The organism is Paucilactobacillus suebicus DSM 5007 = KCTC 3549, from assembly GCF_001434475.1.
Classification (GTDB): domain Bacteria; phylum Bacillota; class Bacilli; order Lactobacillales; family Lactobacillaceae; genus Paucilactobacillus; species Paucilactobacillus suebicus.
In genome coordinates, this window is sequence record NZ_AZGF01000011.1 from 1 (window position 1) to 16873 (window position 16873).

Here is a 16873-nt window from a genome sequence, read left to right on the forward strand (position 1 = left end):
AAACCACCCGTTTTACGGGTGGTTATGATTAAAAAATGTCATCTCTGAATAGGCCGACAACACGTCCTAGAATTGTTACTTGGTTAAGAATTATTGGAGCCATGGTGTCGTTCTCTGGTTGCAATCGATAATGATCAGATTCTTTAAAGAATCGCTTGCAAGTCGCTTCGTTATCCTCGTTCATAGCAATTACGATCTCGCCATTGTTCGCATTTGTTTGTTTTCTCACGATCACTTTATCACCGGTTAAAATACCAGCATTTATCATACTTTCACCACGAATTGTGAGCATGAATAAATCATCATTGTCATTAATTGTTGGCGGAATTGGAAAGAAGTCAGTTGCTTCTTCAACAGCCAAGATTGGTTCTCCGGCAGTAACTACACCAAGCAACGGTATCTGCTCTTGATGTTTAACTACACCCAACGCGTCAAGGCCTTCGGGTGTTATTTCAAGTGCTCGTGGTTTTGTCGGATCTTTTTGCAACAATCCTTTTTTAATTAGTCTGTTAATATGTCCATGAACTGTGGATGTTGATGATAGATCAACCGCGGCACATATTTCACGAACTGTTGGCGGGTAACCCTGATCTGTTACTCGTTCGTGAATAAAACGAAGAACCGCCATTTGCTTACTTTCTCCAGTTTTTGACATGTAGACACCCCATTGAATAGCTTTAATATCATTACAGTACCATACATTTGTCGAGATTTCAAACGTGTGTTCGCATTTCACTAAAAACTTGATCAATATACTTGAAGAGTACATGTGGAATGATTATGATTATAAAAGCCAAATGTATAAGATTTGAGGTGATTAGATGACTGAATCTCCAGAAGAAAAAGAATTAGTAGCAAGAATAAATGAGCTAGCCCATAAGGCTAAAAGTGTTGGGCTTACTGAAGAAGAAACTATTGAGAGAAAAAAACTTCGCAGTCAGTTTTTGGCAAATTTTCGGGCGTCATTTAAGAGTGATATTGAGATGATGCAGGTATTTGATAAAAGCGGAAAAGAAGTAACTCCCAAAAAAGTTAAAGATATCCAAAGAAAACGTGGATTACGTGATGATTAAATAAATTAGTGCATTATGTGAATTTTATCTTTTCATTGTGCCACTTTTTGTGTAACATTATATATTGAATTAGCAAAGGGGGATATAAATTGGCAACCGGCGTTTGGATTTTAATTGTTGTTATTGCATTGTTGATCGGTGCGGTAGCTGGATTTTTCATTGCTCGTAAATACATGGAAAATTATCTTAAAAATAACCCACCTATTAACGAAGACATGTTACGTACAATGATGTTGCAAATGGGTCAAAAACCTTCTGCAAAGAAATTGCACCAAATGATGCAAGCAATGCAAGCACAATCTTCTAAGAAATAAAAAAAAGACCGGATCATCCGGTCTTTTTATTTTTCTTTTTTTTCTGGGATCTCGTAATGAAATTCTGGATTAATTTGCTTATCTAACTTGTCAAAAGCTGATTTCATTTCTGATTCAACTACTGCTTGATTTTCATCAGAAAGTTTCATCTTTCTGTCAATGTTAATTGGTTCTCCGAAAGCAACAGTTGTTTGCTGGCGTGAAAATAGAGCTTTGAAAGACAATGGGCCTTGGTATACTGTGGGAATGATCGGAACGTTTGCCATTTTTGCAATTACCACTGCGCCACCCTTAAGGTCATCAGAATAACGAGAACCGCTGGGAAAAATGATTGTTGATAAATCTGAATTTCTTAATAGTCGGACGGGCTTTTTGATCACTGAAGGACCAGGATTGTCTCGGTCAACGGGATACCCATTGACATGGTTTAAAATGAATCTAATAATGGGATTCTTAAACAACTCTTTTTTTGCCATGAAGCTGAATTTTTTTGGTGAGGCAGCGAGAGCATAATAAACCGGGTCAAACCACGTTCGGTGAGGGCCAACTAAAATATAGTTACCCTTTGGTAAATTTTCTCTGTTTAAATAGTGCGGTTTACCATTAATGATAAACAACAATGCGCGAATTATTACGCGTAAAAAAGAATAAAGCATACATTATACTCCTACAATAGTTTTGGTGCTGTTGTAATTCACACAGTTAAGTATGCAAAAAAAAATGTCAACTTGCAAGCAACATTATCAGAGGTGAATAAAATGGATGAAGATCAATTCAAATATATTAAGGATGATGAAAGGATTGACCAGCTTTATAGCCAAAATGTGCAAATTATCCAGAGTCCATCCGTCTTTTCCTTTTCCTTAGACGCAGTTTTACTGGCTGATTTTGTCCGGCCAAATTTTAAAAAGGCAAACTTATGCGTAGATCTATGCGCTGGCAACGGTGCGGTTGGGCTTTTTTTAAATGATAAGATTGCTGGTAAAATTTACGAGGTCGAAATTCAGCCTAAATTGGCAGATATGGCAAGTAGAAGTATTGATCTTAATCATTTGACGGACAGATACGAAGTGTTACAGATGGATATTGCTGATGTTTACTCGAAAATCAAAAAAGATTCGGTCGACGTAGTTGTTTGTAATCCTCCTTATTTTGGCGATTTGCCAACCAGTAAAAAGAATCCAAATTCCTATTTAGCAATTGCTAGACATGAAATCAAAACTAATTTTGGCATTGTTGCTAGTAGAATGAGCGGACTTTTAAAAATGAATGGACATGGTTATTTAGTTCATCGTCCAGACAGATTGAGTGAGATATTATCAACCTTGTCGTTACATCGATTGGAACCAAAAAGAATCAGATTTATCCATCCTAAAAAAGAGAGGGATGCCAATATGGTCCTAATAGAAGTCATTAAAGATGGCAAGCCTGGTGGTTTGAAAATTATTCCTCCTTTAGTCGTGTCTGGTGACAATGATGAGTACGGATTGGAAGTAAGTGAGTTGCTGTATGGAAAACACAAATAAAGCTTATTATTTTTACGTGATTTATTGTGCGGACGATACTTTTTATGGTGGTTTTTCGACAAATGTTCTAAAACGATTTGAAAAGCATCAACAACGCGAGGGTGCTAAGTACACAAAGGTTAAAAAAAGGCATCCGTTGCATTTAATTTATTCTGAGCGATTTAATACCAAGTCAGAGGCGTTAAGTGCTGAATATCATTTTAAGCACCAAACGAGACATGCTAAGGAGCTTTTTTTGGCAAGTAAAGGTATTCATTGGCAAATTTTCACTTAACAATGAGAACGTTTTAAATGCTTATTGAAGTGTGTTTTGATACAATAATAGTATCTAAGTGGAGGTGCTTGCCAAAATGAAAATTATTGGTTACGGAATTCGTCAAGATGAACGACAATTTGTTGAACAATGGTCCAGTCAAAATGGTATCGGTGTCAAAATGACGGCTGAGTTGTTGACGGCTGAAACGGTTGATCAAGCGTCCGGGTATGATGGTATTGTGGCGTTTCAACAGCTAGCATATTCTGATGAACTTTTGGAAAAAATGGATCAGTTGGGTATTCATAATTTGTCGCTAAGAAACGTTGGTGTGGACAATATTAACCTGGAAAAAGCCACATCATTAGGTATCAAAGTTACTAACGTTCCTGTATACTCACCAGAAGCTATTGCTGAGTTTACTGTGACTCAATTGATGCAGTTGCTTCGTCGGTCGAAGGAGTATGCTCGTAAATTTAGTAACCATGATTTTCGGTGGGCTCCGCAAATTTCAAAGGAACTAAACCAGCAGACAGTAGGCGTGATTGGAACTGGGCATATTGGTAGAAGTGCAATTAAGATTTTTCAAGGATTTGGAGCGAAAGTTATTGCATATGATGCCTTTCATAATAAAGAGATCGAATCTCAGGGCTTGTATGTTGATTCTCTGAGTGATATTTATAAACAGGCGACTGTCATTACGTTGCATATACCGCTTTTTCCGGAAACGGAACATATGCTCGATCGTGAAGCATTTAACCAAATGAACGATGGAGTCTTTATTATTAATGCCGCACGTGGACCATTAATTGATGAATCAGCGTTGATTGAGGCACTTGATAGTGGCAAAGTTGGAGGAGCCGCCCTAGATGTGATGGAAGATGAAACGAAGGTATTTAATCAAGATCTAGGTAAACAGGAAATAAATTATCCAGCGTTTAATAACTTGTTTGAAAGGGATAATGTGTTAATTTCACCGCACACTGCTTTTTATACTGATGTTGCAGTTAAGAACATGGTGAATATTAGTTTGAATAACAACAAGCAGTTATTTGAAACAGGAACTGCCGATAATTTGGTTGAAAAGTAATATTTAATATAAAAAGGCTTGCGTTGTCCAAGCCTTTTTTGTATACTAATTAGCGGTGGTTAAGCCAATTCACACCCAGTTGGATGATGGTGAATGTGCTCGGGAGAGTTTCACCATCAGTTGAAGGTTGGGGAGGAAAAACATTTTGGAGGTATTTTCATGTCAGTTATTAGCATGAAGCAGTTGTTAGAAGCAGGTGTTCACTTTGGACACCAAACACGTCGTTGGAATCCTAAGATGAAGCCATACATCTTTACAGAACGTAATGGTATTTACATCATTGATTTACAAAAGACTGTTAAAATGATCGATTCAGCATACAACTTTGTTAAGGATGCTGCTGCAGATGATGGTGTTATCTTGTTTGTTGGTACAAAGAAGCAAGCACAGGACGCTATTGAAGAAGAAGCTACTCGTGCAGGTCAGTACTACGTTAACCATCGTTGGTTAGGTGGTACTTTGACTAACTGGGACACAATTCAAACACGTATTAAGCATCTTAAGGATTTAAAGAAGATGTCAGAAGACGGCAGTTTTGATGTTCTTCCTAAGAAAGAAGTAGCATTATTAACTAAGCAACGTGAGAAGCTTGAAAAGTTCTTGGGTGGTATTGAAGATATGCCTCGCATCCCAGATGTGATTTTTATCGTTGATCCTCACAAGGAACAGATTGCTGTTAAGGAAGCACAAAAGCTTAACATTCCTATCGTGGCCATGGTTGATACCAACACTGACCCAGATGATATTGATGTTATCATTCCTTCAAACGATGATGCTATTCGTGCCGTTCGTTTGATTACTTCAAAGATGGCAGATGCTGTTATCGAAGGCAACCAAGGTTCTGATGATCAAGCTGCTCAACAAGCAACAGCTGAACCAGAACAGGAAGCTGAAAAAGAAGTATCTGGCAAGTCATTGGCAGACTTGAAGAAGACTGTTGAAGGCAAGTAATACAAATTTTAAATATTAATAATTATGACTTAGGCTGTTTCATTGTGATTAGGACCGTATTGGCCTGAGAGCAAGAAACGCCTTTTTTTGTCACTAAAAATAAGGAGATTATCAAAATGGCAGAAATTAAAGCAGCACAAGTAATGGACTTACGTAAGAAAACAGGCGTTGGAATGATGGATGCTAAAAAGGCATTAGTTGCAACGGATGGAGATATGGAGAAAGCTATCGATTTTCTTCGTGAAAAGGGGATGGCTAAGGCTGCAAAGAAGAGTGACCGTGTAGCTGCGGAAGGTTTAACTGATATCAAGGTTAGCGGTAATACTGCAGCAATCGTTGAAGTTAATTCTGAAACCGATTTTGTTTCTGGTGGAGATCAATTTAAAGATCTTATCACGAAAGTAACAACTAAAATTGCTGAAAATGCTCCTGCTGATGTTGAAGCAGCACTTGCATTGTCAACAGACAATGGTACATTAAATGACGATTTGATTCAAACGACTCAAGTAACAGGTGAAAAGGTTAGTCTTCGCCGTTTTACTGTTATTAAGAAGAATGATGATCAAACATTTGGTGCTTATTTGCACATGGGTGGTCGCATTGGTGCACTTGTGTTATTGGATGGTGCAGATGAAGAGACCGCTAAGGATGTTGCAATGCATGTGGCCGCAGTAAACCCAGAATTCGTTTCACGCAATGATATTCCACAAGATCGTTTGGACCATGAACGTGAAGTTTTGACTATCGAAGCACAAAATGAAGGTAAACCAGCCAACATCGTTGACAAAATGGTTGAAGGTCGTTTAAACAAATTCTTGTCAGAAATTAGTTTGGCAGACCAAGAATTTGTTAAGGATCCTGATATCACTGTTGCTAAGTACGTTGCTTCAAAGGGTGGCAAGCTGAAGTCATTTGTTCGTTATGAAGTTGGCGAAGGTATCGAAAAGAAGGCCGATAACTTTGTTGAAGAAGTAATGGGACAAATCAAGGATTAGTTTATTTGGGGCGTACGGTTAGTACGTCTTTTTTTCTGAAGTGTACGTGTTTTAGATGGAATAAAGTCCTGTAGGAGGAACAATCAATGAGTGACATGAAATATAAACGAGTAATCCTTAAATTGAGCGGCGAAGCATTAGCCGGTGACAAAGGATTTGGCATTAACCCGCCAGTTATCAAAACAGTTGCAGAGGAATTGAAACAAGTTCATGAAATGGGCGTACAAATTGCTATCGTTGTTGGTGGTGGAAATATGTGGCGTGGGGAAGCTGGAGCTCAAATGGGCATGGAGCGGGCTCAAGCAGACTACGTTGGAATGCTTGCTACTATCATGAATGCTCTTGCACTACAGGACAGTCTAGAATCAATTGATGTGCCCACTAGGGTTCAGACTTCAATTGAAATGCGACAAATTGCTGAACCGTATATTCGTCGGAAAGCAATTCGTCATCTTGAGAAAGATCGCATTGTTATTTTTGCTGGTGGTACTGGTAGCCCATACTTCTCAACTGATACAACTGCCGCACTTAGAGCTGCAGAAATCAATGCTGATGCTATTTTAATGGCCAAGAATGGTGTTGATGGCGTTTATTCTGCCGATCCAAATAAGGATGCAAATGCGGTTAAGTTTGAAACTTTGTCGCATTTTGATATCATTGAAAAGAACCTAAATGTTATGGATTCTACTGCAAGTTCCCTGTCAATGGATAACAACATCCCATTGGTTGTGTTTAACTTAAATAAATCCGGTAACATTATGCGTGTTGTTCGTGGTGAAAAAATTGGAACAACGGTTGGAGGAGATCAAGATGGCAACAAGTAAAGAAATATTATCTGAAGCTAAAAATAAAATGGAAAAGTCTGCAGATTCATTACAGCGTGAGCTAGGAAATATTCGTGCTGGCAGAGCTAATGCAAGTATTCTAAACCGTGTATCGGTTGATTATTACGGTGCTCAAACACCGATTAACCAAGTTGCATCAATTTCGATTCCAGAAGCTCGTATGTTGTTAATTACACCATACGACAAGACGCAATTGGAGAGTATCGAACAAGCAATCTTTGCTTCGGATTTAGGTTTAACTCCGGCGAATGACGGTAGTGCAATTCGACTATCAATTCCTCAATTAACTGAGGATCGTCGTAAAGAATTAGTTAAAGATGTTAAAGCACAAACTGAACAGGCCAAAGTTGCGGTTAGAAATATTCGCCGCGATGCAATGGATGCCTTGAAAAAAGGCAACAAGGCTGGTGATTTCAATGACGATGAATTTCATGATTTGGAAGATCAAGTTCAAAAATTAACTGATGGTGGTATTAAGAATCTAGAGCAAGTTGAAGCCGATAAGGATAAAGAATTACTACAAGGATAATTAATACTTCCCCCTAAAGTTGGGCGTGGTTCGCCCATCGATAGGGGGATTTTTTAATTAAATAATTGTTACGGGTATCATCAGGCCTAGTTTGTCTATGCTTTTTTTGATAGAATATGTTGTATTCGATTTAACACGATTGGAGAGACAGGTGTGTTTTCTAGACAAAAAAAGGCACAAAGTATAAGTGAAGAGACAAAGGTAATTGATCGCAACAATATACCTGCACATATTGCTATTATTATGGATGGTAATGGACGATGGGCACAAAAACGTCATCTACCAAGAATTGCCGGACATCGGGAAGGTATGCAAACTGTAAAAAAAGTGACAATTGCTGCTAGTGATTTAGGTGTAAAGGTTTTATCGTTGTATGCATTTTCAACGGAAAATTGGAAACGTCCTAAAGATGAAGTTAGTTATTTAATGCAACTTCCGATTAGATTCTTCAACACATTTGTGCCAGACTTGATTAAGCATAATGTTCGGGTGACTGTGATGGGTAATATCGATAAATTACCTAAAGATACTCAAAAAGCGGTACACGATGCGATAGATCAAACACAAGAATGTAATGGTATGGTATTAAATTTTGCCCTTAACTATGGTGGACGAGATGAAATTGTTGATGCAGTTAAAAATATTGCTACTCAGGTTAAATCTGGTGAAATTTCTGTTGAGCAAATTGATGAGTCTTTAGTTTCGGCTAATTTGATGACTAATATGCTTGATGAATATGAAGATCCAGATTTAATGATTCGGACAAGTGGTGAAGAAAGAATCAGTAATTTTATGCTGTGGCAGTTAGCTTACAGTGAATTTGTTTTTACAGACGTTCATTGGCCTGATTTTGATGCAAAAACGTTAGAAGATGCGATTATTGAATTTCAGGGGCGTCACCGTAGGTTTGGTGGATTAACAAAGTAGAAAAATATAGAAATGAGTGGATTATAGATATGAGACAACGTGTCACAACGGCTGTGATTGCATTAATTATCTTCATACCATTGATTGTTTATGGGAGACTACCGTTGACAATTGCTGCGGTAGTATTGGGAATTATTGCGCTTGACGAAGTTTTAATTATGAAAAAAATGTTGTTAGTTTCTTTTGAAGCAATCGTCAGTAACCTAGGGCTTATCCTACTGATAATCCCGGATAACTGGCTAAATTGGTTACCTGATGGTCTTAGTAGATTCTTTTTATTTTATGTAGTGGTAATGCTAATTTTGCTTCATACAGTCGTCAAAAAAAAGAGATTTACGTTTGATGATGCGGGTGTTTTAACACTAGCGATGCTTTATATCGGTACAGGATTTCATTATTTTGTGAGTGCTAGGGCAGTTGGGTTAACCACACTTCTTTTTGGAATGTTTGTAGTTTGGCTCACTGATAGTGGTGCCTACATGATTGGACGCAAAATTGGTAAGCATAAGTTAGCACCTAAAATAAGCCCTAACAAAACATGGGAGGGATCAGTTGGTGGAACCATTGCAGCAACTATCATTCTTGCAATTTATCTGTGGTTCTTCCCGGTTGGTTATAATTGGATTGTCATGATCATCTTGACCGTAATGTTATCAATTGTTGGACAATTTGGTGATCTAATTGAATCGTCGCTTAAACGTTATTATGGTGTAAAAGATTCTGGGAGAATTTTACCGGGACATGGTGGTATTCTAGACCGTTTTGACAGTATGCTGTTAGTAATGCCTTGCTTATTTTTACTAGGGATTATTTAAATAGCAATTAAGAAGGGATTACTTTGATAGTAACAATAATTACATTTATTATCGTTTTTGGTGTACTTGTGTTAGTTCATGAATTTGGCCATTATTATTTCGCGAAACGTTCGGGAATATTGGTCCGTGAATTCTCAATTGGCATGGGGCCTAAAGTTTGGTGGTATAAGAAAAACGGTACTACTTACACCATTAGAATTTTACCGCTAGGCGGATACGTCCGAATGGCCGGTGCTGCAGATGATGACGAAGATACACTAAAACCGGGAACTCCTGTTAGTTTGCAAGTTGGCGACAACGATGAAGTAACAATGATAAATGCGAGTTCAAAGACTACTTTGTTTAATGGTATTCCCATGCAAGTGGCCGATTCCGATTTAGTTGATGATCTTTATATTGAAGGATATATAAATGGTGATGAAAGTGAGTTAAAACGCTACTATGTCAACCATGATGCGACAATTGTTGAGCAGGATGGCACTGAGGTAAGGATTGCTCCCAGAGATGTCCAATTTCAATCTGCTAGCTTGCCCCACAGAATGATTACCAATTTTGCAGGGCCAATGAATAATTTTATCTTGGCAATTATCGTGTTTGTAGTCCTTGGTTTTATGATGCCTGGTATTCCAACGAATAGTAGCACACTTGGTACAGTTAGCAGTCATTCAGTTGCGGCCAAGGCAGGTTTGAAACCGGGAGATACTATTAAAAAAGTCAATAGTACCAAGATTTCAAATTGGAATGATCTGGCAAATCAGATATCAAATCATCCAAACAAAAGTCTTAAGCTGACTATTGAAAGAAACAACCATAGTAAAAATGTAGATGTAACTCCTAAAGCCGTCAAACAAGGGCAGACAACGGTTGGACAAATTGGTATAACGGAAAAGCTTAACACAAGCATTGGAGCTAGAATATCGTATGGCTGGACACAGTTTGCCACCATTGTGAGTTTGATTTTTGGTGTGCTTGGACACATGCTTACTCATGGTTTTAATATAAACGATTTTGGCGGTCCAGTTGCTATATATGCTGGAACTTCACAAGCAACTTCTCTTGGTATTGATGGCGTGTTGAACTTTCTCGCTGTTTTGTCTATTAACCTTGGAATTGTCAATTTATTGCCAATTCCAGCACTGGATGGCGGTAAACTACTACTAAACATTATTGAAGGAATTCGTCGAAAACCAATACCAGAAAAAGCTGAAGGAATAGTCACTATTATTGGTTTCGGACTATTGATGTTACTGATGATTTTAGTGACATGGAATGATATTCAGCGTTATTTCATTAAATAGGTTAGGGAGGAAATTTTTAATGAGACAGTCAAAAACACTTATTTCTACTTTGAAGGAGGCGCCAAGTGACGCCGAGGCACTAAGTCATCAAATGATGCTACGCGCCGGATACATTTATCAAGTAGCAGCAGGGGCGTATGCATATTTGCCACTGGCCTATCGAGTATTACGAAAAATTGAAGGTATTGTTCGTAAAGAAATGGAAAATATTGATGCTGCTGAAATGCTTGCACCAGCAATCCTACCTGCTGATTTATGGCGGCAGTCGGATCGGTATGAATCGTATGGAGATAACTTATTTAAGTTCAAGGACCGTCATGAACGTGATTTTATCCTTGGCCCCACACATGAAGAAACATTTACTGAAATTATTCGAGATAACGTTAAGTCATATAAAAAACTACCGTTAACACTGTATCAGATCCAAAATAAGTATCGTGATGAAGATCGTCCTCGATACGGATTATTGCGTGGCCGTGAGTTTGACATGATGGATGCATATTCATTTACTGTTGATAATGAAGGCCTAGATCAAGTTTATAACCAGATGGCTGGTGCATATAATAATATTTTTACTCAAATTGGATTGAAATATCGCACGATTATTGGGGATGCTGGCGCCATGGGTGGTAGTGGCTCACAGGAGTTTTCCGCAATTGCACCTGTTGGTGAAGATACAATTGTTTATGCGGACGAAAGTGACTATGCTGCTAACTTAGAAATGGCAACCAGTCAGTTTGTTAGTCAAAAATCACATGTTACACCAAAAGACTTAGAAAAAATTGAAACACCCGGTGTTAAAACGGTCGAAGAATTGGCCAAGTTTTTGGACATTCCGACTAGCCAAGTTGTGAAAACGTTATTCTATCTAGCTGATGGTAAGCCAGTAATGGTACTTGTCAGAGGAGATCATGAAGTAAACGAGGTCAAGGTAACTAACTATCTTCATGCTGACGAATTAGAAATGGCGACGCCTGAGCAGACTAGTGATATTTTACATGCATCATTTGGTTCTTTAGGTCCAGTAGGTGTGGATGAAAAGGTCACAATTTTAGCTGATCAGTATGTTCAAGATATGGTGAATGTACCAGTTGGGGCTGATGAAGACGGGCACCACTATATCAATGCTAATGTTGATCGCGATTTTCGGGTTGATAAGTTTGGCGACTTTAGGCTTGTTAAAGAAGGTGAAATGTCGCCGGACGGTAAAGGACCTCTTAAATTTACTCGTGGTATCGAAATTGGACATATTTTCAAACTAGGAACCAGATATTCAAAAGCCCTAAACGCACAAGTTTTAGATCAAAATGGTCGCCAGGTTGATGTTATTATGGGATGCTACGGTATTGGTATTTCACGGCTTCTTTCAGCTGTAGCAGAACAGTATGCGGATGAAAATGGATTGGTTTGGCCAAATGAAATTGCACCATACAATGTTCATATTGTACCTATTAACATGAAAAATGAGGATCAAAAAAATCTTTCATTATCAATTGAAAAGAAGCTACAAGATGCTGGTCTTGAAACGTTGTTAGATGATCGTAAGGAACGTGCCGGAGTTAAGTTTGCAGATTCAGATTTAATTGGTATTCCAATTCGAGTAACAGTTGGTAAGAAAGCTGCTGATGGAATTGTTGAAATTAAATTACGTAAAACAGGCGAAACGGTCGAAGTTCGTGAAGATGAATTAGTAAATACAATTCAGATCTTACTAAAGGCAGAAGATCAACAAAACGATTAAAAAAGGTGATACGATGTGTTATTAGGGATAAAATATTTAACTCTGATTATTCATTCGTATCATTTTTTATTAGTAGGAGGTAACCCTAGTTGAGTTTAGATCAACACGAACTATTCAAAAAATTGTTGGAACAAATTAAATTCACCGATCCACATAACCCAGCTTTTAAAAATGCTTCGATTGAGCAGGTAATTGTTCACAGACAGTCGAAAGCTTGGGAATTTCATTTTCATTTTGATTCGGTCTTACCTTACGAACTGTTTCAACAGCTCTCAAGTGCATTACAAGCTGGTTTTACTGATATTGCTAAAGTAACTTGGCAGATTAAAACTGATATGCGTGAACTGGATCAGCGATTGATAGCAGACTATTGGAGTTATGCTGTTTCAAATAGTGGTGTATCGTCGCCAATGCTAAATGAATTGTGTGGGAGAACGGTTCCCAATGTGACTGACGATCGAGTAATGTTCGTTGCAGAAAATGAAATCGTTCGTGATTTTTTGGTTAATCAAGCACTGGGACCGATTGAAGAAAGCTATCAAAGGGTTGGCTTTCCTAAATTTGGAATTCACACGATGATTGATGAAAGTGCGTCAGAGGCTCAAATTCAAGCCTTAAAGGCAGAACGTGCCAAAAAAGATGCAGAATTGGCTGCTAAGGCAGCCGCTCAGATCAAAGCTTCAAATCGTCAGCAAAGCAAAGGTACAGAAATCAGTGGGCCGGTTAAACTTGGTAAAACGATTAGCGATAATGAAGAAATCCGTAGATTGGCTGACATTACTGAAGAGGAAAGATCTGTTGTTATTGAAGGATACATTTTTAACAAAGAGGTTAGAACTCTTAGATCTCAACGCAAATTGTTAATCCTTGAAATAACTGATTACTCGTCATCGATGACGATAAAGAAATTTTCTCGTAACGAGGAAGATGAGGCTCAATTCGATGCCATCAATGAGGGCGATTGGATTAAGGTTCGTGGACCTGTTCAAGAAGATACATTCATGCGGGATTTAACAATCAATGCGTATGATATTAATGCGGTTCAGCATGCGTCAAGAAAGGATACTGCTGAAGGTGATAAACGTGTAGAACTTCACCTGCATACTTCAATGAGTCAAATGGATGCAACAAATTCAATTGATGAATTTGCAAAGCAGGCAGCTGATTGGGGACAAAAAGCGATCGCCATTACTGATCATTCAGGAGTTCAAGGATTTCCAGATGCGTTTCATGCTTCGGAAAAACATGGTATTAAAATGATCTACGGCCTAGAAGCAAATGTTGTGGATGATGGAGTGCCGATAGGGTATAATTCGGCGCATGTACCGCTAAAAGATACAATTTATGTTGTTTTTGACGTGGAAACAACGGGTCTTTCGGCAATCTATGATAAGGTTATTGAACTTTCTGCAGTTAAGATGAAAAACGGTGGAGTGCTAGAAGAGTTTGAAGAATTTATCGATCCTGGTTTTCACCTTTCGGAAACGACAACTAATCTGACAAGTATTACTGATGAAATGGTTCACGGTTCAAAATCAGAAGAAGAAGTTTTTCAAATGTTCCGTGATTTTTGTGGGGATTCAATTGTTGCTGGGCATAATGTTACGTTTGACGTTGGTTTTATGAATACCGGATATGCACGTCATGGAAAGGAACCAATAAAAAATCCGATTATTGATACATTGACATTGGCGCGTTTCCTTTACCCTGAATTAAAGAGCTATCGTTTAAATACGTTGGCAAAGAAATTTAATGTAGCCTTGGAACATCATCACCGTGCCATTTTTGATGCCGAATCAACTGGGCACTTGTTGCATCTATTTTTAAAAGATGCAGAAGATCGTTATGATATTGAATATCATGACCAGCTAAACGAACATATGAGTGATAATGGTGCTTACCGTCACGCACGTCCGTTTCATGTAACTATTTTGGTGAAAAATCAGGTTGGTTTAAAGAATTTATTTAAGCTAGTTTCACTTTCCAATGTGGAATTTTACTATCGTGTGCCAAGGATTCCGCGTAGCCGGTTAGAAAAATATCGTGAAGGCCTCATCCTAGGGACTGCTTGTTCATCTGGTGAAGTGTTTACATCTATGATGCAAAAAGGTCGTGATGAGGCTCTTGAAAAAGCCAAGTTCTACGATTTTATTGAATTGCAACCAAAAGCAGTATATGCGCCATTAATTGAAGACCAGTTGATTAAGGATGATACGAACCTTGAAGAAATTTTAATGAACATGGTGGAGATAGGCTCAGAACTTAACAAACCTGTTGTGGCAACTGGCGATGTTCATTACTTAAACAAGGAAGATAGCATTTATCGTAAAATTTTGATTCATTCTCAGGCAGGTAATCCCCTTAATCGACAAATGTTACCAGATGTTCATTTTAGAACTACAAATGAAATGTTAGATGCATTTGCCTTTATGGGTGAAGCTAAAGCACACGAGATTGTTGTTGAAAATTCAAATAAAATTGCTGACATGATTCAAGAAGTTCATCCGCTTAAAGATAAGCTGTACACGCCAAAAATGGAGGGTGCAGAAGAAGAAATTCAGGAAAGAACAATCAGTAAAGCTAAAGAATGGTACGGAGATCCGCTTCCTGAGTTAGTTCAAAAGCGTGTCGATCGAGAACTTAAAAGTATTGTTGGTAATGGATTCTCCGTTATTTATTTGATTGCGCAGCGGTTAGTTGCTAAATCAAATAAAGACGGATATTTGGTTGGATCTCGTGGATCTGTCGGCTCCAGTATCGTTGCAACGCTCACTGGAATCACCGAAGTTAATCCATTACCACCGCATTATCGTTGTCCAAATTGCAAATATACACATTTTTACACTAATGGTGAATACAGTTCAGGTTATGATTTGCCTGATAAGGACTGCCCAGAATGTGGCACCATGATGATTAAAGATGGTCATGACATTCCGTTTGAAACTTTCTTAGGCTTTACTGGTAATAAGGTTCCGGATATTGATTTGAACTTTTCTGGTGATTATCAACCAATTGCGCATAACTATACTAAGGTACTATTCGGTGAAAATAATGTATACCGTGCTGGGACAATTGGTACGGTTGCAGATAAAACAGCTTATGGCTATGTTAAGGCCTATGAACGTGATACTAGTCAACAATATAGGAATGCAGAAATTGATCGATTAGCAAAAGGAGCTACAGGAGTTAAGAGAACAACTGGACAACATCCTGCTGGTATTATTGTTGTGCCAGACTACATGGACATCTACGACTTTACTCCGGTTCAATACCCCGCAGACGATCAAACTGCGGCTTGGCAAACTACTCATTTTGATTTCCATTCTATTCATGATAATATTTTAAAAATTGATATTCTTGGGCATGATGATCCCACGATGATTCGAATGCTACAAGACCTTTCGGGTGTTGATCCGAAGACAATTCCAATGGATGATCCGGGGGTTATGAGCCTTTTTTCTAGCCCCGATATTTTGGGTGTTACCGAAGATCAAATTTTTTCAAAGACTGGTACATTGGGTGTGCCGGAGTTTGGAACTCGGTTTGTGAGGGGGATGCTTGAAGAAACCCATCCAAGTAATTATTCAGAGCTGCTACAGATTTCTGGACTTTCACACGGGACTGATGTTTGGCTAGGCAATGCTGAAGAATTAATTAAAAATGGTACTGCAACCATTACTAACGTTATTGGTTGTCGTGATAACATTATGACCGACTTGATCCATTATGGAATGGAGTCAGAAATCGCATTTCAGATTATGGAGCACGTACGGAAAGGCCGCGGAATTCCTGATGATTGGCAAAAGAAAATGAAAGAATCAAATGTGCCAGACTGGTATATTGATTCCTGCTTAAAAATTAAGTACATGTTTCCTAGGGCTCATGCTGCTGCATATGACATCATGGCTCTTAGAATTGCATACTTTAAAGTATATTTTCCTTTGGTTTACTATTGTTCATTTTTCTCTGTTCGAGCTGATGATTTTGATGTTGTGGCAATGGCGCATGGTAAAGATGCTGTCAAAGCCTCGATGAAGGAAATTAATGATAAGGGTAATGATGCTTCTACAAAAGAAAAAGGCCTGTTAACAATCCTTGAATTGGCTAATGAAATGCTGGAGCGAGGTTATGATTTTGAAATGGTCGACTTGAATCGATCCGATGCATCCAACTGGCTAATTGATGGCAATAAACTCATTGCGCCATTTAGAGCTGTTCCTGGGTTGGGACTAAACGTGGCCAAACAGATTGTTGCTGCTCGTGAGGAACGTGAATTTTTATCTAAGGAAGATTTAGCAACTCGCGGTAAAGTTTCAAAAACTTTGATTGAGTTTATGACAACAAACCACGTTTTGGATGATCTACCAGATGAAAACCAATTATCATTGTTCTGACAAGCAAATTTACTTAACAATATTGTTTGAGTTTGTGTGGGAAATATGTTATATTTACAAAGTAATTAAAACTCGTAAGGGAGTGAGCAGCGATGCTCGCTCTTTTTATTGCAAAAATATTG

Annotated in this window: 16 protein-coding genes; 14 read left to right on the forward strand and 2 right to left on the reverse strand. The window is 38.3% G+C overall.

The features are described 5' to 3' along the window. Positions 1 to 28: 28 nt before the first annotated feature. Entirely contained in the window at positions 29 to 655 is a 627-nt protein-coding gene (gene lexA, locus FD16_RS05915) for a transcriptional repressor LexA (protein WP_010622276.1), read from the reverse strand. 166 nt (positions 656 to 821) lie between these two features. Here lexA and FD16_RS05920 point away from each other — a divergent pair, with 166 nt between their 5' ends. Both FD16_RS05920 and FD16_RS05925 read left to right on the forward strand, forming a co-directional pair. Next, the gene (locus FD16_RS05920) at positions 822 to 1073 is read left to right on the forward strand and encodes a DUF896 domain-containing protein (protein ID WP_010622275.1); all 252 of its coding nucleotides are present in this window, start codon (positions 822 to 824) and stop codon (positions 1071 to 1073) included. Between the two features lie 89 nt (positions 1074 to 1162). Then, entirely contained in the window at positions 1163 to 1387 is a 225-nt protein-coding gene (locus tag FD16_RS05925) for a YneF family protein (protein ID WP_010622274.1), read from the forward strand. A gap of 26 nt (positions 1388 to 1413) precedes the next feature. Here FD16_RS05925 and FD16_RS05930 read toward each other — a convergent pair whose 3' ends face one another. After that, entirely contained in the window at positions 1414 to 2043 is a 630-nt protein-coding gene (locus FD16_RS05930) for a lysophospholipid acyltransferase family protein (protein WP_056938538.1), read from the reverse strand. A gap of 102 nt (positions 2044 to 2145) precedes the next feature. Here FD16_RS05930 and FD16_RS05935 point away from each other — a divergent pair, with 102 nt between their 5' ends. The 12 genes from FD16_RS05935 to FD16_RS05990 all read left to right on the forward strand — a co-directional run bounded on the left by FD16_RS05935 (position 2146) and on the right by FD16_RS05990 (position 16751). After that, positions 2146 to 2913 carry a tRNA1(Val) (adenine(37)-N6)-methyltransferase gene (locus FD16_RS05935; RefSeq protein WP_010622272.1) on the forward strand — a complete coding sequence of 256 codons (768 nt, stop codon included), beginning with the start codon at positions 2146 to 2148 and terminating at the stop codon, positions 2911 to 2913. Next, positions 2897 to 3187, forward strand: a complete 291-nt coding sequence (locus FD16_RS05940; protein ID WP_010622271.1) for a GIY-YIG nuclease family protein — start codon at positions 2897 to 2899, stop codon at positions 3185 to 3187. Before FD16_RS05935 ends, FD16_RS05940 begins: the two co-directional genes overlap by 17 nt. A gap of 76 nt (positions 3188 to 3263) precedes the next feature. Further along, positions 3264 to 4256 carry a D-2-hydroxyacid dehydrogenase gene (locus tag FD16_RS05945; RefSeq protein WP_010622270.1) on the forward strand — a complete coding sequence of 331 codons (993 nt, stop codon included), beginning with the start codon at positions 3264 to 3266 and terminating at the stop codon, positions 4254 to 4256. Positions 4257 to 4415: 159 nt separating this feature from the next. Beyond that, complete coding sequence (gene rpsB / locus FD16_RS05950; protein ID WP_010622269.1) at positions 4416 to 5207, forward strand: 30S ribosomal protein S2; 792 nt, start codon at positions 4416 to 4418, stop codon at positions 5205 to 5207. 116 nt (positions 5208 to 5323) lie between these two features. Beyond that, entirely contained in the window at positions 5324 to 6202 is an 879-nt protein-coding gene (gene tsf, locus FD16_RS05955; RefSeq protein WP_010622268.1) for a translation elongation factor Ts, read from the forward strand. Positions 6203 to 6288: 86 nt separating this feature from the next. Further along, the gene (gene pyrH / locus FD16_RS05960) at positions 6289 to 7026 is read left to right on the forward strand and encodes a UMP kinase (protein ID WP_010622267.1); all 738 of its coding nucleotides are present in this window, start codon (positions 6289 to 6291) and stop codon (positions 7024 to 7026) included. Next, entirely contained in the window at positions 7013 to 7576 is a 564-nt protein-coding gene (gene frr, locus FD16_RS05965; RefSeq protein ID WP_010622266.1) for a ribosome recycling factor, read from the forward strand. The genes pyrH and frr overlap by 14 nt, the downstream gene beginning before the upstream one ends. 153 nt (positions 7577 to 7729) lie before the next feature. Then, the gene (locus FD16_RS05970) at positions 7730 to 8503 is read left to right on the forward strand and encodes an isoprenyl transferase (protein WP_010622265.1); all 774 of its coding nucleotides are present in this window, start codon (positions 7730 to 7732) and stop codon (positions 8501 to 8503) included. A gap of 29 nt (positions 8504 to 8532) precedes the next feature. After that, positions 8533 to 9318 carry a phosphatidate cytidylyltransferase gene (locus tag FD16_RS05975; protein ID WP_010622264.1) on the forward strand — a complete coding sequence of 262 codons (786 nt, stop codon included), beginning with the start codon at positions 8533 to 8535 and terminating at the stop codon, positions 9316 to 9318. Between the two features lie 23 nt (positions 9319 to 9341). Beyond that, the gene (gene rseP / locus FD16_RS05980) at positions 9342 to 10616 is read left to right on the forward strand and encodes an RIP metalloprotease RseP (protein ID WP_010622263.1); all 1275 of its coding nucleotides are present in this window, start codon (positions 9342 to 9344) and stop codon (positions 10614 to 10616) included. 19 nt (positions 10617 to 10635) lie between these two features. Beyond that, positions 10636 to 12357, forward strand: a complete 1722-nt coding sequence (locus FD16_RS05985) for a proline--tRNA ligase (RefSeq protein WP_010622262.1) — start codon at positions 10636 to 10638, stop codon at positions 12355 to 12357. A gap of 89 nt (positions 12358 to 12446) precedes the next feature. Continuing rightward, positions 12447 to 16751, forward strand: a complete 4305-nt coding sequence (locus tag FD16_RS05990; protein ID WP_010622261.1) for a PolC-type DNA polymerase III — start codon at positions 12447 to 12449, stop codon at positions 16749 to 16751. The last annotated feature ends 122 nt before the right edge of the window (positions 16752 to 16873 follow it).

What these genes read in the sequence shown, in the direction of transcription:
- lexA (WP_010622276.1), bottom strand. Translation starts at nt 655, where the DNA reads ATGTCAAAAACTGGAGAAAGTAAGCAAATGGCGGTTCTTCGTTTTATT.
- FD16_RS05920 (WP_010622275.1), top strand. Translation starts at nt 822, where the DNA reads ATGACTGAATCTCCAGAAGAAAAAGAATTAGTAGCAAGAATAAATGAG.
- FD16_RS05930 (WP_056938538.1), bottom strand. Translation starts at nt 2,043, where the DNA reads ATGCTTTATTCTTTTTTACGCGTAATAATTCGCGCATTGTTGTTTATC.
- FD16_RS05935 (WP_010622272.1), top strand. Translation starts at nt 2,146, where the DNA reads ATGGATGAAGATCAATTCAAATATATTAAGGATGATGAAAGGATTGAC.
- FD16_RS05940 (WP_010622271.1), top strand. Translation starts at nt 2,897, where the DNA reads ATGGAAAACACAAATAAAGCTTATTATTTTTACGTGATTTATTGTGCG.
- FD16_RS05945 (WP_010622270.1), top strand. Translation starts at nt 3,264, where the DNA reads ATGAAAATTATTGGTTACGGAATTCGTCAAGATGAACGACAATTTGTT.
- rpsB (WP_010622269.1), top strand. Translation starts at nt 4,416, where the DNA reads ATGTCAGTTATTAGCATGAAGCAGTTGTTAGAAGCAGGTGTTCACTTT.
- tsf (WP_010622268.1), top strand. Translation starts at nt 5,324, where the DNA reads ATGGCAGAAATTAAAGCAGCACAAGTAATGGACTTACGTAAGAAAACA.
- pyrH (WP_010622267.1), top strand. Translation starts at nt 6,289, where the DNA reads ATGAGTGACATGAAATATAAACGAGTAATCCTTAAATTGAGCGGCGAA.
- frr (WP_010622266.1), top strand. Translation starts at nt 7,013, where the DNA reads ATGGCAACAAGTAAAGAAATATTATCTGAAGCTAAAAATAAAATGGAA.
- FD16_RS05975 (WP_010622264.1), top strand. Translation starts at nt 8,533, where the DNA reads ATGAGACAACGTGTCACAACGGCTGTGATTGCATTAATTATCTTCATA.
- FD16_RS05985 (WP_010622262.1), top strand. Translation starts at nt 10,636, where the DNA reads ATGAGACAGTCAAAAACACTTATTTCTACTTTGAAGGAGGCGCCAAGT.